This window comes from Bradyrhizobium sp. NBAIM18, from assembly GCF_020193825.1.
GTDB lineage: Bacteria > Pseudomonadota > Alphaproteobacteria > Rhizobiales > Xanthobacteraceae > Bradyrhizobium > Bradyrhizobium yuanmingense.
On sequence record NZ_JADYVO010000015.1, the window covers coordinates 113,619 to 134,867 of the forward strand.

At 64.2% G+C, this 21,249-nt stretch carries 23 protein-coding genes; 13 read left to right on the forward strand and 10 right to left on the reverse strand.

Going from position 1 to position 21,249, the window contains the following annotated elements; genetic code table 11:
* Positions 1-11: 11 nt before the first annotated feature.
* From mnmG to hemJ, 4 genes are all read right to left on the reverse strand, one after another.
* Positions 12-1,892, reverse strand: a complete 1,881-nt coding sequence (mnmG, locus tag I6F17_RS27125; protein WP_225127376.1) for a tRNA uridine-5-carboxymethylaminomethyl(34) synthesis enzyme MnmG — start codon at positions 1,890-1,892, stop codon at positions 12-14.
* A 532-nt stretch (positions 1,893-2,424) separates the two neighbouring features.
* Positions 2,425-3,780, reverse strand: a complete 1,356-nt coding sequence (mnmE, locus tag I6F17_RS27130) for a tRNA uridine-5-carboxymethylaminomethyl(34) synthesis GTPase MnmE (protein ID WP_225127374.1) — start codon at positions 3,778-3,780, stop codon at positions 2,425-2,427.
* A 312-nt stretch (positions 3,781-4,092) separates the two neighbouring features.
* Positions 4,093-5,358 (reverse strand): transcription termination factor Rho, encoded by a 1,266-nt coding sequence (gene rho, locus I6F17_RS27135; RefSeq protein ID WP_008133567.1) that lies wholly within the window; start codon positions 5,356-5,358, stop codon positions 4,093-4,095.
* Between the two features lie 255 nt (positions 5,359-5,613).
* Entirely contained in the window at positions 5,614-6,048 is a 435-nt protein-coding gene (hemJ, locus tag I6F17_RS27140; RefSeq protein WP_225127372.1) for a protoporphyrinogen oxidase HemJ, read from the reverse strand.
* Positions 6,049-6,509: 461 nt separating this feature from the next.
* Between hemJ and I6F17_RS27145 the strand changes: the two genes are divergently transcribed.
* Genes I6F17_RS27145 through dnaQ form a run of 4 tightly spaced genes read left to right on the forward strand, consistent with a single transcriptional unit; the run spans position 6,510 to position 9,348 of the window.
* Complete coding sequence (locus I6F17_RS27145; protein ID WP_036003121.1) at positions 6,510-7,355, forward strand: pyruvate, water dikinase regulatory protein; 846 nt, start codon at positions 6,510-6,512, stop codon at positions 7,353-7,355.
* A gap of 9 nt (positions 7,356-7,364) precedes the next feature.
* Positions 7,365-7,973, forward strand: coding sequence for a Maf family nucleotide pyrophosphatase (locus tag I6F17_RS27150; RefSeq protein ID WP_225127362.1), 609 nt, complete (start codon positions 7,365-7,367; stop codon positions 7,971-7,973).
* Positions 7,974-7,996: 23 nt separating this feature from the next.
* On the forward strand, positions 7,997-8,596 hold the full coding sequence (gene coaE / locus I6F17_RS27155; protein ID WP_109141967.1) for a dephospho-CoA kinase: 600 nt from the start codon (positions 7,997-7,999) through the stop codon (positions 8,594-8,596).
* A 29-nt stretch (positions 8,597-8,625) separates the two neighbouring features.
* Positions 8,626-9,348 carry a DNA polymerase III subunit epsilon gene (gene dnaQ, locus I6F17_RS27160; protein ID WP_036044964.1) on the forward strand — a complete coding sequence of 241 codons (723 nt, stop codon included), beginning with the start codon at positions 8,626-8,628 and terminating at the stop codon, positions 9,346-9,348.
* Here dnaQ and secB read toward each other — a convergent pair.
* Positions 9,339-9,827: a protein-export chaperone SecB gene (gene secB / locus I6F17_RS27165; RefSeq protein WP_036003132.1), complete on the reverse strand. Its 489-nt coding sequence runs from the start codon at positions 9,825-9,827 to the stop codon at positions 9,339-9,341. The two genes, dnaQ and secB, sit on opposite strands and share 10 nt — an antisense overlap.
* A 396-nt stretch (positions 9,828-10,223) precedes the next feature.
* Between secB and I6F17_RS27170 the strand changes: the two genes are divergently transcribed.
* Genes I6F17_RS27170 through I6F17_RS27180 form a run of 3 tightly spaced genes read left to right on the forward strand, consistent with a single transcriptional unit; the run spans position 10,224 to position 13,043 of the window.
* Positions 10,224-10,931: a Tim44/TimA family putative adaptor protein gene (locus tag I6F17_RS27170; protein ID WP_036044972.1), complete on the forward strand. Its 708-nt coding sequence runs from the start codon at positions 10,224-10,226 to the stop codon at positions 10,929-10,931.
* Entirely contained in the window at positions 10,909-12,456 is a 1,548-nt protein-coding gene (locus I6F17_RS27175; RefSeq protein WP_225127360.1) for an MltA domain-containing protein, read from the forward strand. Before I6F17_RS27170 ends, I6F17_RS27175 begins: the two co-directional genes overlap by 23 nt.
* Positions 12,453-13,043 (forward strand): Smr/MutS family protein, encoded by a 591-nt coding sequence (locus I6F17_RS27180; protein ID WP_225127350.1) that lies wholly within the window; start codon positions 12,453-12,455, stop codon positions 13,041-13,043. The genes I6F17_RS27175 and I6F17_RS27180 overlap by 4 nt, the downstream gene beginning before the upstream one ends.
* A gap of 69 nt (positions 13,044-13,112) precedes the next feature.
* Here I6F17_RS27180 and I6F17_RS27185 read toward each other — a convergent pair whose 3' ends face one another.
* The 5 genes from I6F17_RS27185 to hslV are packed head-to-tail and all read right to left on the reverse strand — an operon-like array spanning position 13,113 to position 17,280.
* A complete protein-coding gene (locus I6F17_RS27185; protein WP_225127348.1) occupies positions 13,113-14,237 on the reverse strand; it encodes a hypothetical protein in 1,125 nt (374 codons plus the stop codon).
* A gap of 28 nt (positions 14,238-14,265) precedes the next feature.
* Positions 14,266-15,570 carry an ATP-dependent protease ATPase subunit HslU gene (gene hslU / locus I6F17_RS27190; protein ID WP_225127346.1) on the reverse strand — a complete coding sequence of 435 codons (1,305 nt, stop codon included), beginning with the start codon at positions 15,568-15,570 and terminating at the stop codon, positions 14,266-14,268.
* Between the two features lie 49 nt (positions 15,571-15,619).
* A complete protein-coding gene (locus I6F17_RS27195; RefSeq protein ID WP_225127345.1) occupies positions 15,620-16,237 on the reverse strand; it encodes a DUF2585 domain-containing protein in 618 nt (205 codons plus the stop codon).
* Positions 16,234-16,716 carry a GNAT family N-acetyltransferase gene (locus I6F17_RS27200; protein WP_225127343.1) on the reverse strand — a complete coding sequence of 161 codons (483 nt, stop codon included), beginning with the start codon at positions 16,714-16,716 and terminating at the stop codon, positions 16,234-16,236. The genes I6F17_RS27195 and I6F17_RS27200 overlap by 4 nt, the downstream gene beginning before the upstream one ends.
* Before the next feature lie 3 nt (positions 16,717-16,719).
* Entirely contained in the window at positions 16,720-17,280 is a 561-nt protein-coding gene (hslV, locus tag I6F17_RS27205; RefSeq protein ID WP_036003154.1) for an ATP-dependent protease subunit HslV, read from the reverse strand.
* Between the two features lie 191 nt (positions 17,281-17,471).
* Between hslV and hisB the strand changes: the two genes are divergently transcribed.
* From hisB to I6F17_RS27235, 6 genes are all read left to right on the forward strand, one after another.
* A complete protein-coding gene (gene hisB / locus I6F17_RS27210) occupies positions 17,472-18,065 on the forward strand; it encodes an imidazoleglycerol-phosphate dehydratase HisB (RefSeq protein WP_036044988.1) in 594 nt (197 codons plus the stop codon).
* Between the two features lie 64 nt (positions 18,066-18,129).
* Positions 18,130-18,660: a DUF2628 domain-containing protein gene (locus tag I6F17_RS27215; RefSeq protein ID WP_036044989.1), complete on the forward strand. Its 531-nt coding sequence runs from the start codon at positions 18,130-18,132 to the stop codon at positions 18,658-18,660.
* Complete coding sequence (gene hisH / locus I6F17_RS27220; RefSeq protein ID WP_036044991.1) at positions 18,657-19,307, forward strand: imidazole glycerol phosphate synthase subunit HisH; 651 nt, start codon at positions 18,657-18,659, stop codon at positions 19,305-19,307. The genes I6F17_RS27215 and hisH overlap by 4 nt, the downstream gene beginning before the upstream one ends.
* Entirely contained in the window at positions 19,295-20,041 is a 747-nt protein-coding gene (gene hisA, locus I6F17_RS27225; protein ID WP_225127341.1) for a 1-(5-phosphoribosyl)-5-[(5-phosphoribosylamino)methylideneamino]imidazole-4-carboxamide isomerase, read from the forward strand. Before hisH ends, hisA begins: the two co-directional genes overlap by 13 nt.
* Positions 20,042-20,044: 3 nt before the next feature.
* Positions 20,045-20,818, forward strand: coding sequence for an imidazole glycerol phosphate synthase subunit HisF (gene hisF / locus I6F17_RS27230; protein ID WP_018646048.1), 774 nt, complete (start codon positions 20,045-20,047; stop codon positions 20,816-20,818).
* A gap of 102 nt (positions 20,819-20,920) precedes the next feature.
* The gene (locus tag I6F17_RS27235; RefSeq protein WP_036044993.1) at positions 20,921-21,244 is read left to right on the forward strand and encodes a phosphoribosyl-ATP diphosphatase; all 324 of its coding nucleotides are present in this window, start codon (positions 20,921-20,923) and stop codon (positions 21,242-21,244) included.
* Positions 21,245-21,249 lie beyond the last annotated feature (5 nt).

The following is a 21,249-nucleotide window of genomic DNA, read 5'->3' on the forward strand; positions in this document are numbered from 1 at the left end:
ACGTGAAACGCCTATGCGATTGCTTTGGAAGTCTTTCGTGCCTCGCGGCGGAGATACGCCGCGAGAATGCCGAGCGCCGCCGGCGTCATCCCGTCGATCCGGCCGGCCTGGCCGACGGTGAACGGTCGTGCCTTCTGCAGCTTGGCGCGCACTTCATTGGAGAGACCGGGAACGAGCTGGTAATCGACATCCGCCAGCACCATGCCCTCGTCTCGCCGGAAGGCTTCGACGTCGGCGCTCTGGCGCTCCAGGTAGACGTCGTATTTGGCGTCGATCTCGAGATGGGTGGCGATGACGGGATCGATGGCCGACAGCTCAGGCCAGATCGCGCGGACTTGGCTCCAGCCGATCTCCGGATAGGCCATCAGCTCGAACGCCGAGCGGCGTTGGCCGTCCCGGTTCAGCGACAGCCCGTGCTTGATGGCTTCGTTCGGGGTGATGGTCAGGGACTTCGACAACGTCCGGGCAGCGTTCAGCGCGTCCATCTTGGCGCGATGATGCCTGATCCGGGCGCTGCCGACACATCCCAGAGCGATCCCTTTCTCGGTCAGACGCTGGTCGGCATTGTCGGCCCGCAGGGTCAGACGGTACTCGGCCCTGGAGGTGAACATGCGATAGGGCTCGCTGATCCCGCGGGTGACGAGGTCGTCGATCATCACACCGAGATAGCCGTCGGCACGGTCGAACACGGTGAGCGCGGCACCGCTGGCGGAGAGCGCGGCATTCAGACCGGCGACGATGCCCTGCCCGGCGGCTTCCTCATATCCGGTGGTGCCATTGATCTGCCCGGCCAGGAAAAGACCGCGCAGACGCTTGGTCTGGAGGGTCGGGTCAAGCTCGCGGGGATCGATGTGGTCGTATTCGATGGCGTAGCCGGGGCGGACCATCCTCACCCGCTCCAGGCCGGGGATGCTGGCGAGGATCGCGAGCTGGACCTCCTCGGGGAGCGAGGTCGAGATGCCGTTGGGATAGACGGTCGTGTCGTCGAGCCCTTCCGGCTCCAGGAAGATCTGGTGACCGTCGCGGTCTCCGAAGCGGACGATCTTGTCCTCGATCGAGGGGCAATAGCGCGGACCGGAGCTCTTGATCTGGCCGGAGTACATCGGGGAGCGATGGACATTGGCCCGGATCACCTCATGGGTGATGGGCGCGGTCCGGGTGATCCCGCACTGGATCTGCGGCGTCGTGATCCGCTCGGTCATCACCGAGAACGGCTCCGGCGGCTCGTCGCCGGGCTGCATCTCGACTGCGGACCAGTCGATGGTGGTGCCGTCGAGACGCGGCGGCGTCCCGGTCTTGAGACGTCCAAGAATGAAGCCGGCGCGCTCGAAGGAGCTGGAAAGGCCCATCGCAGGCGCCTCGCCGACGCGTCCGGCGGGCCAGTTCTTCTCGCCGAGATGGATGAGACCGCGGAGGAAGGTGCCGGTGGTCACGACAACGGCCCCTGCCCGCAGCTCCCGGCCGTCGGCCAGGCGAAGCCCGGTCACCCGGCCATCGACTACGACCAGCTCATCGGCTTCGCCCTCGATGACGGAAAGACCTTCGGTCTGGCGGATCGCGGCCTGCATCGCCGCCGCATAGAGCTTGCGGTCGGCCTGGGCCCGCGGACCGCGGACGGCAGGACCTTTCCGACGATTGAGAACGCGAAACTGGATGCCGCCGGCATCGCCCACACGGCCCATCAGGCCGTCGAGCGCATCGACCTCGCGGACCAGATGGCCTTTGCCGAGCCCGCCGATGGCGGGATTGCAGGACATCGCGCCAACGGTCGAGAAACGGTGCGTTACCAGAGCGGTGGTCGCACCCATCCGGGCAGAAGCAGCCGCGGCCTCACAGCCGGCGTGGCCGCCGCCGATAACGATGACGTCGAAGCTCTCTCGCTCTGTTCGCATGGACGGACTTCTAGCTTAGCGGTGAGAAAGCCGGAAGTGGAAACTCTGTGGGCCCTGTTTCACGTGAACAAGCGGGCCCAGGGCGGCAGCACTTTTGCGAAAACAACCCCATGCACAGTAGGAGGGGCACTGACCCATATGGTGTTTCACGTGAAACACGATCGGGAGCTCACGGCGGCGAGATGGCCAAGCACACGTGCCCTATCACGTGCCCCTTGCCTGGTTACCCGAGCTGCCAGTCGAACGCGGGGGGAACCGCACCATACTCCGTCATTGCGAGCGCAGCGAAGCAATCCAGAATCTCGTGGCAGAGACAGTCTGGATTGCTTCGTCGCAAGGGCTCCTCGGAATGACGAGATTCGAAGCTGTCGTCGCCTTGGCGCTCTCTCTGTAGATCGGAGCGGCCGGCCGACACTGGGCCCCTACGCTGTTTCACGTGAAACAACCAGAAACACCGCGCGGACCGAAGCCCCCGTTTCACGTGAAACAGAAGAATTGGAACAAGCGCTAGTTCTACAATAACGAACTAGCGCTACTTTCCGATGCAGAACTTCTGGAAGATGGCCCCGAGGACGTCCTCGACGTCCACCCGGCCCAAGAGCCGGCCCAAGGCATAGGCGGCCGCCCGCAGCTCTTCGGCCGCGAGCTCCTCGCCGTGGTCGACAAGGTCCAGACTCCGGCGCAAGCTGTCTGAGGCCCGGCTCAACAATTCGCGCTGGCGGGCCCGGGTCACCATGGCGCCCTCAGTGGTTCCGAAGAACTCCGAAGCGAATTTCACCAGCGCCTCGATCAGGTCGGGGATGCCGTCGCCCCGGCTTGCCGAGATCCCGAACTCGCTCGGCCTGGCTCCTTCGCCCCTGCCGAGATCGATCTTGTTGCGCACGATCCAGACTGAGCCGCCGGGCGAAGCAGCGCCGTCCGCCGATGTCCCGCGCGAGCGAATTGTATCTGGATCGACGGCTTGTCCGCCCTCCACCAGCCACAGCACCAGGTCGGCGTCCTCGGCGCGCGCGCGGGCGCGTCGCACGCCTTCCTGCTCGACCGGATCGTCGGTCTCGCGGATGCCAGCGGTGTCGATGACCGTGACGGGATAGCCGTCGAGATCGAGCTGCACCTCGATCACGTCGCGCGTGGTGCCGGCATGCGGCGAGACGATCGCGACCTCGCGGCGCGCGAGCTGGTTGATCAGCGTCGACTTGCCGACATTCGGCTCGCCGGCGATGGCAACTACAAGGCCCTCGCGCAGCCGTTCAGAATGCCCCTGTGCCGCAAGCACTTTCGTGATTTCGTCGTGAAGCGCTCTGATCGCTTTCACCGCCGGCGCCCGCAGCTCCGCCGGCACGTCGCCTTCATCGGAAAAATCGATGCCGGCCTCGATCAGCGCGGAGGCCTCGATGATGCGCTCGCGCCAGTCGCGCGCGCGGTCGCCAAGCAGGCCCTGCAATTGGCGCAGCGCTTGGCGGCGCTGGCGGTCGGTGTCGGCGTGAATGAGGTCGTCGAGCCCCTCGGCCTCGGTCAGGTCGAGCTTGCCATTCTCGAAGGCGCGGCGCGTGAACTCGCCGGGGTCGGCCGCACGCGTATTCGGGATATCGGAAATTGCAGCGAAGAGCGCCGCCAGCACCGCCCGGCCGCCATGAACGTGAAACTCGGCAACATCCTCGCCGGTGGCGCTGGCCGGTCCTGGAAACCAGAGCACGACCGCATCGTCGATCGGCTGGCCCGCGCCGTCCCGAAGCAGCCGACGGCTCGCCTGTCGGGGCGCCGGCAGCCGGCCCGCAAGCGCGATCAGCACGAGGCCGGCTTGCGCGCCGGAGACGCGGACCACGGCGATCGCGCTGGGTGCCCGCCCGGACGACAGCGCGAAAATGGTCTGGTCTCGCGGATGCATAGCCTATTTGTCCGGCTGCGGCCGAAAACGCAAACGTCCGTTTCTCGCAATCGAGCCAACCAGGTTTCGCTGCACCAGACTCTGCAGCAAATCCAATGTTGCATTGCAACACAACCGCAGCATTTCGCTGCAGATTGCCTGACCGGAAACGGAGAGGCCGACCAGAATTTAAGCGATTAATTTTTAATCTCAATAGCTTAATAAGCGACCAAGGTCGGGCACCGGCTGCTGCTCATGCTGCACCTTCGCTGCAGCAAACCCGCAACAAAAAGGGCGCCCGAAGGCGCCCCCAAATTCTTTATTGCAGTGCACTCAGGTGTTCATGGAGTCGAAGAACTCCGAATTGCTCTTGGTCGAGCGCAGCTTGTCGAGCAGGAAGTCGATCGCGTCCATCGTCCCCATCGGATTGAGGATGCGGCGGAGCACGTACATCTTCTTGAGCACCTGCGGATCGGTGATGAGCTCCTCCTTGCGGGTGCCGGAGCGCGAGATATCGATCGCCGGGAAGGTGCGCTTGTCCGAGACCTTGCGGTCCAGGATCAGTTCGGAATTACCGGTGCCCTTGAACTCTTCGAAGATGACTTCGTCCATGCGGCTGCCGGTATCGACCAGCGCGGTCGCGATGATGGTCAGCGAGCCGCCCTCTTCGATGTTGCGGGCCGCGCCGAAGAAGCGCTTCGGACGCTGCAGCGCGTTGGCGTCGACACCGCCGGTCAGCACCTTGCCGGATGACGGCACCACGGTGTTGTAGGCGCGGCCGAGGCGCGTGATCGAATCGAGCAGGATCACGACGTCGCGGCCGTGCTCGACCAGGCGTTTTGCCTTCTCGATCACCATCTCGGCGACCTGAACGTGGCGGACCGCCGGCTCATCGAAGGTCGAGGACACGACCTCGCCCTTCACCGAGCGCTGCATGTCCGTGACTTCTTCCGGACGCTCGTCGATCAAGAGCACGATCAAATAGCATTCGGGGTGATTGTGCGTGATCGAATGCGCGATGTTCTGCATCAGCACGGTTTTACCGGTGCGCGGCGGCGCCACGATCAAGGCGCGCTGGCCCTTGCCGATGGGCGCGACGATGTCGATCACGCGTGCAGACAGGTCTTTCCGCGTGGGATCATCGATCTCCATGCGGAAACGCTGATTCGGAAACAGCGGCGTGAGGTTGTCGAAATTGACCTTGTGCTTGGCCTTTTCCGGATCCTCGAAATTGAGCGTGTTGACCTTCAGCAGCGCGAAGTAGCGTTCGCCCTCTTTCGGGCTGCGAATATGACCTTCGATGGTGTCGCCGGTGCGCAGGCCGAAACGGCGGATCTGCGAGGGCGACACGTAGATGTCGTCAGGGCCCGGCAGATAATTCGCGTCGGGCGAGCGGAGAAAGCCGAAGCCGTCAGAGAGAACTTCGACGACGCCCTGGCCGACAATATCGGTCTCGGCGAGCGCCAGCTGCTTGAGGATGGCGAACAGCAGCTCCTGCTTGCGCATGGTGCTGGCATTCTCGACCCCATTCTCCTCCGCGAACGAGACGAGCTCGGCCGGCGTTTTGGACTTGAGGTCTTCGAGTTTGATTTCCCGCATTGGGGTGGTCCTGTGGGGTAACCTGAAAAGAGGGGGTGCGAGGAGGCTCTGAAATGCGGACGCGAGCAGGTGCAGGTAAGGTCCGCAGGTCTGGCAAGGTGAACGCCGGTGAGGCTTCAATCCTGATGCGGGGTCCGGCCTCTGGAAGGCTCGGACACAACCACATCCGCCTGCGTTGGGTGGGATATCGATAATATAGAAAATCGCCTAGCGCTCCGCAAGCCGAAGCGCTGAGCGAATCGTCGCGCAGTCTGCCTAGAACGGCTTCACGATCACCATGATAACGATGAAAATCATCAGGACGGTCGGCACCTCGTTGATAATCCGATAGAATTTCTGGCTTCGCGGGCGGCGATCGGCGGCGAAATCCTTGACCCAGCGTGAAAAATAGCCGTGGACCGCCGAGAGCACTAGGACCAGTGCCAGTTTGACGTGCAGCCAGCCGAACGAGAACCAATGGCCGGACCAGGCGAGATAGAGCCCGGCGAGCCAGGTGACCATCATCGCGGGGTTGATGATTGCCTTGAGCACCCGGCGTTCCATCACCTTGAACGTCTCCGACTGCTTCGAGCCGATTTCGGCCTCGCAGTGATAGACGAACAGCCGCGGTAGGTAGAGCATGCCGGCCATCCAGGAGATGACGGCGATCACGTGCAGCGCCTTGATCCAGAGATAGACGTCTTCGAACATTTTCGGGGGTCCGGCTTGCTGCCCAGCGCGGGGAACGCTGGGGATAGTAAGAACCCGTTAAGGTCTTACCCCGCACACATATCCCTCCGTAGCGCCTTCCTCAAATCTAGAATCTTAGATTCTTAAGGTTTGAGTCTATGTGACCGTGGATTGGACTCACGCAAGTCCGTCCGCGCGTTCACGCGCGCTTGTTCACATCCATCCACATATTCCGGACAGCCTTTGTCGACTTCCGATAAGTCAGCCGGCTTCAAAGGCTTGCGCGATTGTATCGGCAGCTTATCAAGGGACTTGTCCGCGCAATCCCGCTTCCCTCTCGGCGGGGCGTCGGATTTGTCCTGACCGGCAGCGGTGTGAAGAAAATCACGCCTTGTCCCGCCCCTGGTGTCGCACATCCCTTTCCGAGAGGTTAAGCTCCACAGAAATCCACAAACCACCCCAACGAAATTCAAAGGGTTTTTGTGCCGACCTCGAACAATTATTTCCATCTCCACCTGGTCTCGGACTCCACGGGTGAGACGCTCATCACCGTGGCGCGCGCGGTCGCAGCCCAATACGCCAACGTGACGCCGGTCGAGCACGTCTATCCGCTGGTGCGCAGCCAGAAGCAGCTCGACCGCGTGCTCGATGAGATCGAGGAAGCGCCAGGGATCGTGCTGTTCACGCTGCTCGAGAAGGATCTGGTCGCCAGACTCGAGGATAAGTGCAAGCAGATCAATGTTCCGAGCCTGTCGATCATCGGGCCGGTGATGCAGCTGTTCGAGGCCTATCTGGGAGCAGCGACCACCGGCCGTGTCGGCGCCCAGCACGTGCTCAACGCGGAATATTTCAAGCGCATCGATGCCTTGAACTACACGATGATCCATGACGACGGTCAGCACGTCGAAGGTCTCGACGAGGCCGACGTGGTACTGGTTGGGGTGTCCCGGACATCGAAGACGCCGACATCGATCTATCTCGCCAATCGCGGCATTCGCACCGCCAACGTGCCGCTGGTGCCGGGCATTCCGGTGCCCCCGCAATTGGAGACGCTGACGCGGCCGCTGGTGGTCAGCCTGCACGCGACGCCGGAACGCCTGATTCAGATCCGGCAGAACCGCCTGCTGTCCATGGGCGCCGAGTCCAGCAGCGGCAGCGATACCTACACCGACAAGCAGTCGGTCACGGAGGAGGTCGCGTTCGCGCGCAAGCTGAGCGCCAAGCATGACTGGCCGCTGCTGGACGTCACGCGCCGCTCCATCGAGGAAACCGCGGCGGCGATCATGAAGCTGTATAGCGATCGCCAGCGCAACCGGCCGTCCGAGTAAGTTTCGCCGATGAGTCTGTGGCGCGGCAAAAGTCCGTTGATCTTGGCCTCGCAAAGCAGCGCGCGCAAAATGCTGCTGGCCAATGCCGGGCTCGAATTCGAAGCCGTCACCGCTGATATCGACGAGCGTGGCATCCAGGCCGCGTCAAAGCTCTCCAACCCGCGCGAGATTGCCCTGCTGCTGGCCCGCGAAAAGGCCAAGGCTGTTTCTGCCTGTTATCCCGGACATTATGTGATCGGCGCCGACCAGACGCTGGCGCTCGGGAGCCGTCTCTTCAACAAGCCGGCAGGCCGCACCCAGGCGCTGGCGCAATTGCGCGATCTCGCCGGTCAGACGCACGAGCTGAATTCCGCCGTCGCCGTGGCGCAGGATGGCAGGATTCTCTTCGAGGACGTTTCCGTGGCGCGCATGACCATGCGGGGAATGAGCGAAGCCGAGCTTTCGGCCTATCTCGACGCCGCGGGCGACGCTGTGACCAGAAGCGTCGGCGCCTATCAGCTCGAGGGCCTCGGCATCCATCTGTTCGAGCGCATCGAGGGCGACCATTTCACCATTCTCGGCCTGCCGCTGCTGCCGCTGCTTGCGTATCTGCGCCGCGAGCAGCTAATTGCGGTGTAGATGCGAGAGAAGGCTGGGTGCTGATGCGGATTCTCGGACTGACCGGCTCGATCGGGATGGGCAAATCCACCACCGCGAAATTGTTCGCGGAGGCCGGCGTCCCCGTCTACGACGCCGATGCCGCCGTGCATCAGCTCTATGAGGGCGAGGCCGCCCCCGCGATCGAGGCCGCTTTCCCCGGCACCACCGCGAATGGCAAGGTCGACCGGCAAAAGCTGTCGGCGCGTGTCGTGCACGATCCCGCCGCGATCAAGCAGCTCGAGCAGATCGTTCATCCCATGCTCGGCGCTTCCCGGCAGAAATTCTTTGCCGACGCCGAGGCCGCCAAGGCGCCGGTCGTGGTGCTGGACATCCCGCTGCTGTTCGAGACCGGCGGCGAGAAGCGGGTCGATGCCGTGGTCGTGGTCTCGACCTCGCCCGAGCTGCAGCGCCAGCGAGTGCTGGCGCGCGGCACGATGGACGAGGCCAAGCTCGATGCCATCATCGCCAAGCAGATGCCGGATGCCGAGAAGCGCAAGCGGGCCGATTTCGTGGTGGATACCTCACACGGACTTGACCCCGTGCGGGCCCAAATCGCGCACATCCTGGCCGAGGTCGTTAAGATGCCGCAGCGGCGGACCTGATTCGCCGCCTCACACGGCTTCCAAGAGACATGCGCGAAATCGTCCTCGACACCGAAACCACCGGCCTCGATCCGCTGCGCGGCGATCGGTTGGTCGAGATCGGCTGCGTCGAGATCTTCAACCGCATGCCGACCGGACAGACGTATCACGTCTACATCAATCCCGAGCGGGACATGCCGGCGGAAGCGTTTGCGGTGCACGGATTGTCGTCCGAATTCCTGGCGACCAAGCCGTTGTTCCATGAGGTCGCCGACGACTTTCTCGCCTTCATCGGCGACGCCCCGCTGGTGATCCACAACGCCTCGTTCGACATCGGCTTCATCAATGCCGAGCTCGACCGCATCAAGCGCGCTGCGATCCCGCGCGAGCGTCTGGTCGATACGCTGCTGCTGGCGCGTCGCAAGCATCCCGGCGTGTCCAACCGGCTCGACGATCTCTGCTCGCGCTATTCGATCGACAATTCACACCGTACCAAGCACGGCGCGCTGCTGGATGCCGAGCTGCTCGCCGAGGTCTATGTCGATCTGGTTGGAGCGCGGCAGTCGCAGCTGCTGCTGGCCTCGGACGCCGAGGAGATCAGGGTCAATAGCGCCGGCGACGCGCCGCGGCGGCAACGCCCGGTGCCGCTCGCGCCGCGGATTTCCGAAGCCGAGCGCGAGGCCCATCGGGCCTTCATCGCAACGCTCGGCGACAAGGCGATCTGGAACGAGTACCTGCCCGCTCCAGCCGCGCTGGCTGCGGCTCAGGCCTGACCGGCCTGTCCGCCCTGAGCGGCCATTTGCCGCTCCATGTTCTGGCGGTAGAGACCGACGAAGTCGACCGGATCCAGCATCAGCGGCGGGAACCCGCCATCGCGCACCGCCGTCGCAATGATCTCGCGTGCGAACGGGAACAACAGGCGCGGGCACTCGATCATGACCAGCGGGTGCAGGTTCTCCTTGGGCACGTTGACGATCCGGAACACGCCGGCATAGGCGAGCTCGAACGAGAACATCACTTTACCGGCGGTCTCGGCCTTGCCCTCGACCGACAACGTCACCTCGAATTCCTGTTCACTGAGATTGTTGGCGTTGACGTTGATCTGGATGTTGATCTGCGGCGGCTGGCTCTGCGGCTGCAGCGAGCTCGGCGCGTTGGGATTTTCGAACGAGAGGTCCTTGGTGTATTGCGCCAGCACGTTGAGCTGGGGAGCCTGGGCCGCCTCGGGAGGGGTGCCGTTACCGTTGGTCATGAAGTGTCTCCTTACCCGATTGGGGCTGAATTTCGCGGCGGTTGGCTAACATAGGGCCGGCTCGTTCCACAAGGACGAACGGTCCCGGACCGGGAATTCGGGCCGCAATCGCGCCTTTGACGTTCCTCCTGCCTTTTCCGCGAAATTTCGCCTTAAACGATTGAAGATGCGCCATTTCCGGGCAGGATCGGGTTTCCCCTTAAGCATAAAACGCGCTACACTTGACGCTGTGCCAAAAGGCGCCATTGGCCGGGCCAGATTTCGTGCCTACATCCCACGGACCTGACGTGGACCCAAAATGGTGATGTAGACTTGCCGTTTCCGTAAGGAACGGTCTACTGGCCGGATTGATTTTCCCGGCAACGAGCCCTGCAAAGACCAGAAAGCGAATACGACGTGGACATCTACACCATCATATTCCTGGCGCTGGCCGTCTTCATCTTCTTGCGGCTGCGTAGCGTGCTGGGGCAGCGCACCGGCAACGAGCGGCCGCCGTTCGATCGCACCGCCGCCCGCAACGCGCTCGGAGGCGCCCAGGACAACAACGTCGTGACCATGCCGGGCAAGGTGATCGACCAGGCGCCGCTGGCGCCGACGGCCGAGCCGACCGCGCCGGCCGATCGCTGGAAGGGGCTGACCGAGCCGGGCACGCCGCTGGCGCAGGGTCTCGATGCCATCGTCGAGAAGGATTCCAGCTTCGACCCGCGCCATTTCCTCTCGGGCGCGCGCGGCGCCTACGAGATGATCGTGCTGGCTTTTGCCAATGGCGACCGCCGCGCGCTGCGCGATCTGTTGTCGTCGGACGTCTATGACAGCTTCGACGCCGCGATCAAGGAGCGGGAGAAGAACGAGCAGAAGACCGAGACGCGGTTCGTGTCGATCGACAAGGCCGAGCTCGTCGGCGCCGAGTTGCGCGATCGCAGTGCGCAGCTCACCGTGCGCTTCGTCTCGCAGATGATCTCGGCCACCCGCGACAAGGCCGGCAACATCGTCGACGGCAGCGCCGACACGGTCGCCGACATCACCGATATCTGGACTTTCGCCCGCGACACCTCCTCTCGCGATCCGAACTGGAAGCTGGTTGGCACCGGAAGCGCGAATTAAGATCTTCCTGAAGAACGGCGCGACGGCGCTTTGCGCAGCCGCCGTCGCGCTGTCGTCGTTTTCGCTCGGTGCCGAGGCGGCGCGGCGTCACCATCGCAGCCACCACCACCATCTGCCGCGAACGCCTGCCGCTCCGCCGCGGGCCTTGCCCTATCCGCAGCTCTCCCTGCCGTTCGAAATTCCCGGCGCGCAATATCTGCCGCTGGCCTGGGCGGACGTGAAGGGGTGGGGCGACGACAATCATCTCGCCGCGTACAAGACCTTCCGCGCCAGCTGCAAGCCGATCAATGCGCAGAACGGCGAAGCCAAGGCCGAATCCAAGGCCGAGCCCAAAGCTTTGGGCGCCTCGCTGGGCGAGCCCTGCCGGGTTGCCAAAACCCTCGATCTCGCCGACGACGGCAAAGCGAAGACCTTCTTCGAGGAAAACTTCACGCCGCTGCGGATCTCGCGGCTCGGCGAGCCCGAAGGCTTCGTCACCGGCTATTACGAGCCGGTGCTGGAGGGGTCGCGCACGCAGACCGATGTCTACAACGTGCCGGTCTATCGCCGTCCCTCGAACCTGTTCGTGCGCGGCTACAAGCAGGATTCGCTCAGCCTGCCCAACAAGGGCCCGGTCTATCGCAAGATCGGCCGCCGCAAGCTGGTGCCCTATTACGACCGCGGCGAGATCGAGGACGGCAAGATCGCCGGCCGGGGGCTCGAGATCGCCTGGCTGAAGGATCCGACCGATCTGTTGTTCGCGCAGATCCAGGGCTCGGCCCGCATCAAGTTCGACGACGGCAGCTCGGTTCGACTCAATTACGACGCCTATAACGGCTATCCCTACACGGCGGTCGGTCGCATCCTGATCGAGCGCGGCATCATCCCGAGAGAGGAGATGTCGATGCAGAAGATCAGGGAGTGGATGGCGCAGAACCCCGACGGCGCCAAGGAGCTGCGCCGCGCGAACCGCGCCTACATCTTCTTCCGCGAGGTCAACCTCTCCGACAAGGAGGAGGCAGTCGGCGCGCAAGGCATTCCCTTGACCGCGGGGCGCTCCATCGCGGTCGACAAATCGCTGCATGTCTACGGCACGCCGTTCTTCATCGAGGGCGAGCTTCCGATCGAGTCAGAACGCGCCAAGACGCCGTTCCGCCGGCTGATGATCGCGCAGGACACCGGCTCTGCCATCATCGGGCCCGCACGGGCCGATCTGTTTTTCGGCGCCGGCGCGGATGCCGGCCGTGTCTCCGGCCGGCTGCGCCACCCCATGCAATTCGTGATGCTGGTGCCGAAGAGCCTCGATCCCGCCCCGCGCGCCGCAAAGCTGCCGATCCCGGACCCAAGGCCCGCCGAGAAGATCGCAAAGCTGTTTCCGCAGACCGATCCGGCAAAGACCGGCACGCCCGTCGCCGCGGCGGCGCAAGGCAAGACCGAAACGATTGCCGTCGCCGGCCCGGTTCCGCTGCCGGTGCCGCGTCCCGCGATCGAGCCTGCCCCTGAGCCGCGCCGTCCGGCAAAGAATCGTCCTCATCGCCCGCAATGAAACGGCCGTCCCGTCCGCCCGTGCTGGAGCCTCGCCCCTCGCCGCGCCGTCGCGCGCTGAGCGAGGAGGAGCGCGAGCTGTGGGATCTCGTCGCAAAGCATGTCAAGCCGCTGCGGAAGCATCGCGCGGCCAAGGCGCATGCTACCCCGCGCGCCGAATCTTCGCCCGGGTCCCAGGTGACGAGGACTTCGCCACCGTCAAGGCCGGTTGCCGCTGCACCGGCGCCGCGCGTTGCAAAGCCGTCGATTCCGCCGCTAGCGCCGCTCGGCAAGCGCGAGCGGACCAAGCTGTCGCGCGGCCGCAGCGAGATCGAGGCGCGGCTCGATCTGCACGGCATGACCCAGATGCGCGCCCATCGCGCGCTGGCCGGCTTCCTGCACCGCGCCCATCAGGACGGCCTCACCTTCGTGCTCGTCATCACCGGCAAGGGACGCAGCGGCGGCGAAAGCGGCGTGCTCCGCCGCCAAGTGCCGGAATGGCTCAGCCTGCCGGAATTCCGCGCCTTCGTGGTCGGCTTCGAGGAAGCCGCGATCGGCCACGGCGGCGAGGGGGCGCTCTATGTGCGGATCAGGCGGGCGAGAGGGTAATGGCACTACATCTCTCCCACAAAGCTTGCGGGAGAGGGAGCGCACCTCCGATGCCGCCTAAGCAGAGCGCTAAAACGGCCGGATGATTCCGACGCGCGGGATCAGCGTGAGGATCAAACCGAAGATATTTGTCTTCCGATCCTCCGCCGGGATCAGCGCTGTCTCCCGTGCGGCCGGCAGCATCTTCACCGCGTGCAGGATCAGGAACATGCAGACTGCCCAGTTCGAGATCCAGCGTGAATAGTCGAACACCATCGCGAACATCACGAGATAGGCGACACTGATGCCGACCAGTGCTGCGATGACGAGCCGCTTGTGCAGATCGCTGGCGAGCGCGCCGATCAGGCTGGCAAAGAAGCGCCACAGCGGCGCGTGCAGCCAGATCAGAAGCGCGAACACGGGCACGCCGAGGATGTTGTGCGGCAGGCGGCCCCAAGTGTCGGCAACCTCCTTCGCCAGCGGCTGGTACCAGATGTAGGCGAATTGCAAGAGGTCGATGCGCGCAGGATCGGCCATCCGGCTTTTGAGGTAGGCGACGAAGTCCGCTTCGGGGACCGGCATCGTTCCCAGAAACTGCGCGGCGAAGAACAGCGCGGAGACAATGGCGAGAGCGACCCCGCCGAAGACAACATTGCTGCGGTCACAACCGTAAGCAAGGTAATGCCGGATCACGACGATGGTGATGATCGTCGGCACGTACATCAAGAGATGAATGTGGTGGATCAGCACGAGAACGATCGAGAACAGCGCAGCCATGGCCACGAAGACCAGCGAGCCCGCCGGCATCAGCAGCAGGATGATCGCCAGCGCGCAGCCATAGATATCGAAATGGCCGAGCGTGTGCATGAAGTTCTTCAGGAAGAACGGCGAACCCGCGATGAAGACGAACAGAGGCAGCGTTTTCGCAGAGAAGCCGAACGTGTTCTGGAAGAGCCTGGCATAGAGGCCCAGCGTTGCAAGCCACGTCGCCCCGCCGAGCGCGAACACCAGCCAGACCGGCACCTTGTCGGTGAACAGCGCGACGATTGCCCCGATCAGCGCGCGCTTGATGAAGCCGAAATGATAATCGACCAGGAGATGGATGTAGGGGACGTAAGGCGGCAGCTGGATCTTGTGAAGAAAGACGCCAACGATGACCGCCGCGTTGATCGCGAGCAGGAGCCGCCAGGGATTTTGCAGGATGCGTACGGTCACGCCGCATCAATAGCGTGACCGCTGCGAATCACAAAATGAAGCGGCTCAGATCCGCATTCTTGGCGAGGTCGCCGATGTGCTTTTGCACGTAATCCGCATCGAGCCGGACGGTCTCGCCGTTGCGGTCGGGGGCGGTGAAGGAGATCTCGTCCAGCACCCGCTCCATCACGGTCTGCAGCCGCCTTGCGCCGATGTTCTCGACGGTGGAATTGACGGCGACCGCGATGTCGGCGAGCGCGTCGATGGCGCCGTCGGTGATGTCGAGCGTCACGCCCTCGGTCTGCATCAGGGCCACATATTGCTTGATCAGCGAGGCCTCGGGCTCGGTCAGGATGCGGCGCATGTCGTCACGGGTCAGAGCCTGCAATTCGACCCGGATCGGCAGGCGGCCCTGCAATTCCGGCAACAGGTCGGACGGCTTGGCGACATGGAAGGCGCCGGAGGCGATGAAGAGGATGTGGTCGGTCTTGACCGCGCCGTGCTTGGTCGAGACCGTGGTGCCTTCGATCAGCGGCAGGAGATCGCGCTGCACGCCCTCGCGCGAGACGTCGCCGCCGACGCGGCCGTCGCGAGCGCAGATCTTGTCGATCTCGTCGAGGAACACGATGCCGTTGTTCTCGACCGCGCTGATCGCTTCCAGCGTCAGCTGCTCGGTGTCCAAGAGCTTGTCGGATTCCTCGTTGACGAGGATCTCGTGCGAGCTCTCCACCGTCAGCCGGCGCGTCTTGCTGCGGCTGCCGAGCTTGCCAAAGATGTCGCCGAGCGAGATCGCGCCCATCTGCGCGCCCGGCATGCCCGGGATCTCGAACATCGGCATGCCGCCGCCCGACGACTGCGTCTCGATCTCGATTTCCTTGTCGTTGAGCTCGCCGGCGCGCAGCTTCTTGCGGAAGGATTCCCGTGTCGCCGAGCTCGCATTGGCGCCGACCAGCGCATCGAGAACACGCTCCTCGGCGGCGAGCTGGGCGCGCGCCTGCACGTCCTTGCGCTTCCGCTCGCGCACTTGCGCGATTGCGACCTCGACGAGATCTCGGATGATCTGCTCGACGTCCCGGCCGACATAGCCGACCTCGGTGAACTTGGTCGCTTCCACCTTCAGGAACGGCGCATTCGCGAGCTTGGCGAGCCGCCGCGCGATCTCGGTCTTGCCGACGCCGGTCGGGCCGATCATCAGGATGTTCTTCGGCAGCACCTCCTCGCGAAGTGAGCCTTCGAGCTGTTGCCGGCGCCAGCGGTTGCGCAGCGCGATCGAGACGGCGCGCTTGGCGTCGGCCTGGCCGACGATGAAACGGTCGAGTTCGGAAACGATTTCGCGGGGCGAGAAGTCTGTCATGTCTGCTTAGCTAGGGCGGGAGGCGGCCAAGGACAAGCCGCATTTTGGGTCAGATGATCGGCGGGCCGGATTGCCACTGCTTCACGGCCTCGATCGGATGGATCAGCATCAGTATATTGAGCGTCAGATTGTCGCGAATGTGGAGCGCCAGCACGATCTCGAAGGCGATGCCCAGCAGCACGGTCGCGGTGACAGGCAGCGCGCGAGCGGCCAGGAACCCCAAGATCATGGCCAGATTGTCCGAGACCGAATTGAGGATGCTGTCGCCGTAATAATCCAGCGAGATCGTGCCGGCGCGGTAGCGCTCGATGATGAAGGGCGAGTTCTCGACGATCTCCCAGGCGCCTTCGATCAGCATCGCGATGATCAGCCGTGCGGGCCAGGAGAGAGGCAGCAAGGGAAACCGTGCAAACAGCAGCCAGGTCAGGCCGTAGAACAGGAAGCCGTGCAGGACGTGTGAGAACGTGTACCAGTCTGCAATCTGCTGAGAATTCTCCGAGCTGTTCACCACGCCGTGCCACAGCTTGATCGTGCCGCAGGCGCAGATCGGCACCCGCCCCATCGCCAGCAGGATCGCGGCCTGCAGCGCCAACAGCAACAGCGCGGTGCCGACCCAGGCGAGCGGCGGGAATGTGGTCTTGGCGGCGGGGCTTGCGGCGAGCGTCATGGGTCTCGGATCATCAGGAGTGCGGGACCATCGGGCGTGACGATCTCGTGCCGCGGCACGAAGCCAGCTTTCTCATAGGCACGAATCGCGCGCGCATTGGAAGGACTCGGGTCTATCACGATGCGCGGCACACCGCGCGCGAAGAGCTGGTCGATGAAGGCGCGGATGAAAGCGGAGCCATGGCCGCGTCCGAGCATGTCGGCCTCGCCGATGAACTGATCGAGGCCGCGAGTGCCCACGGGCTGCGGGCCGAAGCTGATATGCCAATCGCCGAGCCGGTAGCACTGCAGGTAGGCGAAAGGCCGGCCGTCAAGGCTGACGATGAACTGCGCCAGGTCAGGATGATCGAGGTCGCCGCCGACGAATTCAAGCGTCTCCGGATCATGCCACCATTCGGCAACATGCGGTGCGGCGAGCCAGCGCCGGATCAGCGGCATGTCGGCCGCGGTCATGGGACGGAAGGCGTAGGCAGGCGCCATGACCTATCCCGTCGCCAGGCTCTCGATCGTCAGATTCCGGTTGGTGTAGACGCAGATGTCCGCGGCGATGTCGAGGGAGCGGCGGACGATGGTCTCGGCGTCCTTGTCGGTGTCGAGCAGGGCCCGGGCCGCCGCCAGCGCGTAATTGCCGCCGGAGCCGATCGCCATCACGCCGGCCTCGGGTTCGAGCACGTCGCCGGTGCCTGTCAGCACGAGGGAGACGTCCCTGTCAGCCACGATCATCATGGCCTCCAGCCGCCGAAGATAGCGGTCGGTGCGCCAGTCCTTGGCGAGCTCCACCGCCGCCCGGGTCAGCTGCCCCGGATATTGCTCGAGCTTGGATTCGAGCCGCTCGAACAGCGTGAAGGCGTCAGCCGTGGCGCCGGCAAAGCCGCCGATCACGTCGCCCTTGCCGAGCTTGCGGACCTTCTTGGCGTTGGACTTGATCACGGTCTGGCCGATCGAGACCTGGCCGTCGCCGCCGACCACCACCTTGCCGCCCTTGCGGACCGTTAGAATCGTGGTGCCGTGCCAGCCCGGCGAGCTGTTCTGGGAGTCCTGCATGAATACCTCACTGTCCGGCTTGATTTAGGCGGTCGAGACCAAGGGCACAACGGGCCGTTCCGGGCCGAATTTCGCTCACCATAGGCAGAAGTAGAGGCCCGGCCAGCCCTTCCCGCAGTAGCGAAGGTGTCATTTGGCTGTTAAGAGACTGGCGTTTTCGGCTCCTAAGCTAGAATGGAAACCGCATTTCAATGCGCACCGCGACGATCAAGCGCAAGACCAAGGAAACCGACATCGAGGTCTCCGTGAACCTCGATGGCACCGGCGTGGCCAATATCGCGACCGGCATCGGCTTTTTCGACCATATGCTCGATCTCCTCGCCCGCCATTCCCGCATCGACCTCACGGTCAAGGCGGTGGGCGACCTGCACATTGATTATCACCATACCACCGAAGACACCGGCATCGCGCTTGGCCAGGCGGTCAAGCAGGCGCTCGGCAACATGGCGGGCATCACCCGCTATGCCGGCGTGCACATGCCCATGGACGAGACGCTGACGCGCGTGGTGATCGACATCTCGGGCCGCCCGTTCCTGGTGTTCAAGGCCGACTTCCCCCGGCACAAGATCGGTGAGTTCGACACCGAGCTGGTGCGCGAGTGGTTCCAGGCTTTTGCCATCAACGCCGGCGTGACTCTCCACGTCGAGACCCTATATGGCGATAACAGCCATCATATCGCCGAGTCCTGCTTCAAGGGTCTGGCGCGGGCGCTGCGCACGGCCGTGGCGATCGATCCGAAGGCGGCGGGCGAAATCCCGTCGACCAAGGGCTCGCTCGGCGGCTGACATCTTCCGTCTTGCGGCGAACGCTGCTGGCGGCATCACTGACTTTCGAGAACGGGGCATCACCATGCCTGTCTACACAGTTCACGCTCCCTCACCCGCAGGAGCCGACCCGCGCGCGACCGACAAGTTCGTGTTCGTGCGCGACGGCTTTCATTTCTGGGCGATGATCTTCGGTCCGTTCTGGCTGTTGTGGAATCGGCTGTGGCTGGCGCTGATTGGCTATCTGATCTTCCTGGCCGCGTTCAACGCGGGACTGTCGAGCCTCGGCGTCGGGCGCTCCTCTATCTTTTTCGCCGATTGCATCGTCGCGCTGCTGATGGGCCTCGAGGCTTCGAGCCTGCGCCGCTGGACCTTGTCGCGCGGCAAATGGCGGCAGCTCGACATCGTGGTCGCCGACGACAGCGATACTGCGGAGCGCCGCTTCTTCGAGCGCTGGAGCCAGAAGCAGAACGGCATCGCTGGCGATCAATGGGCCGTCGATCGCGGCGGCCCGCCGCCGACCCGGAATGTGCCGGGTCAGCCATTCTCGAACCCGCCGCCGATTCCGGCCGGCGGCATCATTGGGTTGTTTCCAGAACCGGGAGGGTCAAGATGAGCGTCGCCATCATCGATTACGGTTCCGGCAATCTGCATTCAGCCGCGAAAGCCTTCGAGCGCGCCGCGCGCAGCCTCGAGAGCCCGCAAAAGGTCTTTGTCACCAGTGATCCCGATCAGGCTTACGAGGCTGACCGCCTGGTGCTCCCGGGCGTCGGGGCCTTCGCCGATTGCCGGCGCGGGCTCGATGCCGTCAACGGCATGGTCGAGGCCATCACCGAAGCGGTGCGCGTCAAGGCGCGGCCGTTCTTCGGCATCTGCGTCGGCATGCAGCTGATGGCGAGCCGCGGCAAGGAGCACGTCATCACCGAAGGCCTGAACTGGATCGGCGGCGACGTCGAGAAGATCACGCCGCGTGATGAAAGCCTGAAGATCCCGCACATGGGCTGGAATACGCTGGACCTGCTGCAGGAGCATCCGGTGTTGAACAAGCTGCCGCTCGGTCCCAAGGGCCAGCACGCTTATTTCGTGCACTCCTATCATCTCAACGCCGCCAGCGAGGCGGACGTGCTTGCGCGCGCCGATTACGGCGGGCCCGTCACCGCGATCGTCGGCAAGGACACCGCCATCGGCACGCAGTTTCACCCCGAGAAGAGCCAGCGCTTCGGGCTGGCCCTGATCTCGAACTTCTTGCGATGGAAACCGTGATTCTCTTTCCCGCGATCGACCTCAAGAACGGCCAGTGCGTGCGCCTCGAGCAAGGCGACATGGCGCGCGCGACCGTGTTCAACCTCGATCCCGCAGCCCAGGCGCAGAGCTTTGCCGCCCAGGGTTTTGAATATCTCCACGTCGTCGACCTCGACGGTGCCTTCGCCGGCAAGCCGGTGAATGCCGGGGCGGTCGAGGCGATGTTGAAGACGATCAAGATTCCGGTGCAGCTCGGCGGCGGCATTCGCGATCTCGCGACCGTCGAAGCCTGGCTCGACAAGGGCATCACCCGCGTCATCATCGGCACCGCCGCGGTGCGCGATCCCGAGCTGGTGAAGTCCGCCGCGAAGACATTCCCCGGCCGCGTCGCGGTCGGGCTCGACGCGCGCGACGGCAAGGTCGCGGTCGAGGGCTGGGCCGAGACGTCGCAGGTCACGGTGCTCGAGATCGCCAAGCGCTTCGAGGATGCCGGCGTTGCCGCCATCATCTTCACCGACATCGCGCGCGACGGCCTGCTCAAGGGCTTGAACTTAGAGGCGACCATCGCGCTCGCCGATGCCATCTCGATTCCCGTGATCGCCTCCGGCGGCCTCGCCTCGATCGAGGACGTGAAAGCCATGCTGACGCCGCGCGCGAAGAAGCTCGCCGGCGCGATCGCCGGCCGCGCGCTCTATGACGGCCGGCTCGATCCCGCCGCCGCCCTCACCTTGATCCGCGACACGCGCAGGAGCTGACCCATGTTCAAGGTGCGCGTGATCCCCTGCCTCGACGTCAAGGACGGCCGCGTCGTCAAGGGCGTCAACTTCGTCGATCTCAGGGATGCCGGCGATCCCGTCGAAGCCGCCATCGCCTATGACGCCGCCGGCGCCGACGAGCTCACCTTCCTCGACATCACCGCGACCCACGAGAACCGCGGCATCATGCTGGACGTGGTCCGGCGCACGGCGGAAGCCTGCTTCATGCCTGTCACCGTCGGCGGCGGCGTGCGCGAGGTCAACGACATCAAGACGCTGCTGCGCGCCGGCGCCGACAAGGTGTCGATCAACAGCGCCGCGGTGTCGCGGCGCGAATTCGTCAAGGAAGCCGCTGAAAAATTCGGCGAGCAGTGCGTGGTGGTCGCGATCGATGCCAAGCGCGTCAAGCGTCCGGGCGGCGACCGCTGGGAGATCTTCACCCATGGCGGGCGCAACTCGACCGGCATCGACGCGATCGAATACGCGCAGGAGGTGGTTTCGCTCGGCGCCGGTGAAATCCTGCTCACCTCGATGGACCGCGACGGCACGCGGCAGGGATTCGACATTCCGCTGACCCGCGCGATCGCCGACAGCGTTCCCGTTCCCGTGATCGCCTCGGGCGGCGTCGGCAATCTCGACCATCTCGTCGACGGTATCCGCGACGGGCACGCCACCGCGGTGCTGGCGGCTTCGATCTTCCATTTCGGGGAATTCACCATTCGTGAGGCCAAGGAGCACATGGCGCGGCGTGGGCTGCCGATGCGCCTGGATGCCTGACGACTCCGGTTCGTAACGATGCTAACATTGGCGGACGGGGATGGCCGCCGTGGCCAAATCTGTTGCCAAGCTTGCTTTCAAGCGTGTTTCCAAGTGAGTCCGATGCCGCGTTTCACGATCCATGATCTGGCCGAAACCATCGACGCCCGCGCAGCGTCCGGCGGCGAAGCATCCTATACCCGCAAGCTGCTCGACAAAGGCCCCGAGCATTGCGCCAAGAAGTTCGGCGAGGAAGCAGTCGAAACCGTAATCGCTGCAGTCGAAAACGATCGCGCGCATCTGATCGCTGAAAGTGCCGACCTGCTCTATCATTTCCTTGTGCTGCTGAAGGCACGCGGCATAAAGCTGGAAGAGGTTGAGGCCGCGCTGGACAAGCGGACCTCGATGTCGGGGCTGGAAGAGAAGGCGTCGCGCAAGGGCGGCTAGGCAAG

Bases quoted from the DNA above. Each gene is read 5' to 3' on its own strand.
- mnmG (WP_225127376.1), bottom strand. From the start codon at position 1,892: ATGCGAACAGAGCGAGAGAGCTTCGACGTCATCGTTATCGGCGGCGGC.
- mnmE (WP_225127374.1), bottom strand. From the start codon at position 3,780: ATGCATCCGCGAGACCAGACCATTTTCGCGCTGTCGTCCGGGCGGGCA.
- rho (WP_008133567.1), bottom strand. From the start codon at position 5,358: ATGCGGGAAATCAAACTCGAAGACCTCAAGTCCAAAACGCCGGCCGAG.
- hemJ (WP_225127372.1), bottom strand. From the start codon at position 6,048: ATGTTCGAAGACGTCTATCTCTGGATCAAGGCGCTGCACGTGATCGCC.
- I6F17_RS27150 (WP_225127362.1), top strand. From the start codon at position 7,365: ATGAGTCTGTGGCGCGGCAAAAGTCCGTTGATCTTGGCCTCGCAAAGC.
- coaE (WP_109141967.1), top strand. From the start codon at position 7,997: ATGCGGATTCTCGGACTGACCGGCTCGATCGGGATGGGCAAATCCACC.
- dnaQ (WP_036044964.1), top strand. From the start codon at position 8,626: ATGCGCGAAATCGTCCTCGACACCGAAACCACCGGCCTCGATCCGCTG.
- secB (WP_036003132.1), bottom strand. From the start codon at position 9,827: ATGACCAACGGTAACGGCACCCCTCCCGAGGCGGCCCAGGCTCCCCAG.
- I6F17_RS27180 (WP_225127350.1), top strand. From the start codon at position 12,453: ATGAAACGGCCGTCCCGTCCGCCCGTGCTGGAGCCTCGCCCCTCGCCG.
- hslU (WP_225127346.1), bottom strand. From the start codon at position 15,570: ATGACAGACTTCTCGCCCCGCGAAATCGTTTCCGAACTCGACCGTTTC.
- I6F17_RS27195 (WP_225127345.1), bottom strand. From the start codon at position 16,237: ATGACGCTCGCCGCAAGCCCCGCCGCCAAGACCACATTCCCGCCGCTC.
- I6F17_RS27200 (WP_225127343.1), bottom strand. From the start codon at position 16,716: ATGGCGCCTGCCTACGCCTTCCGTCCCATGACCGCGGCCGACATGCCG.
- hslV (WP_036003154.1), bottom strand. From the start codon at position 17,280: ATGCAGGACTCCCAGAACAGCTCGCCGGGCTGGCACGGCACCACGATT.
- hisB (WP_036044988.1), top strand. From the start codon at position 17,472: ATGCGCACCGCGACGATCAAGCGCAAGACCAAGGAAACCGACATCGAG.
- I6F17_RS27215 (WP_036044989.1), top strand. From the start codon at position 18,130: ATGCCTGTCTACACAGTTCACGCTCCCTCACCCGCAGGAGCCGACCCG.
- hisH (WP_036044991.1), top strand. From the start codon at position 18,657: ATGAGCGTCGCCATCATCGATTACGGTTCCGGCAATCTGCATTCAGCC.
- hisA (WP_225127341.1), top strand. From the start codon at position 19,295: ATGGAAACCGTGATTCTCTTTCCCGCGATCGACCTCAAGAACGGCCAG.
- hisF (WP_018646048.1), top strand. From the start codon at position 20,045: ATGTTCAAGGTGCGCGTGATCCCCTGCCTCGACGTCAAGGACGGCCGC.
- I6F17_RS27235 (WP_036044993.1), top strand. From the start codon at position 20,921: ATGCCGCGTTTCACGATCCATGATCTGGCCGAAACCATCGACGCCCGC.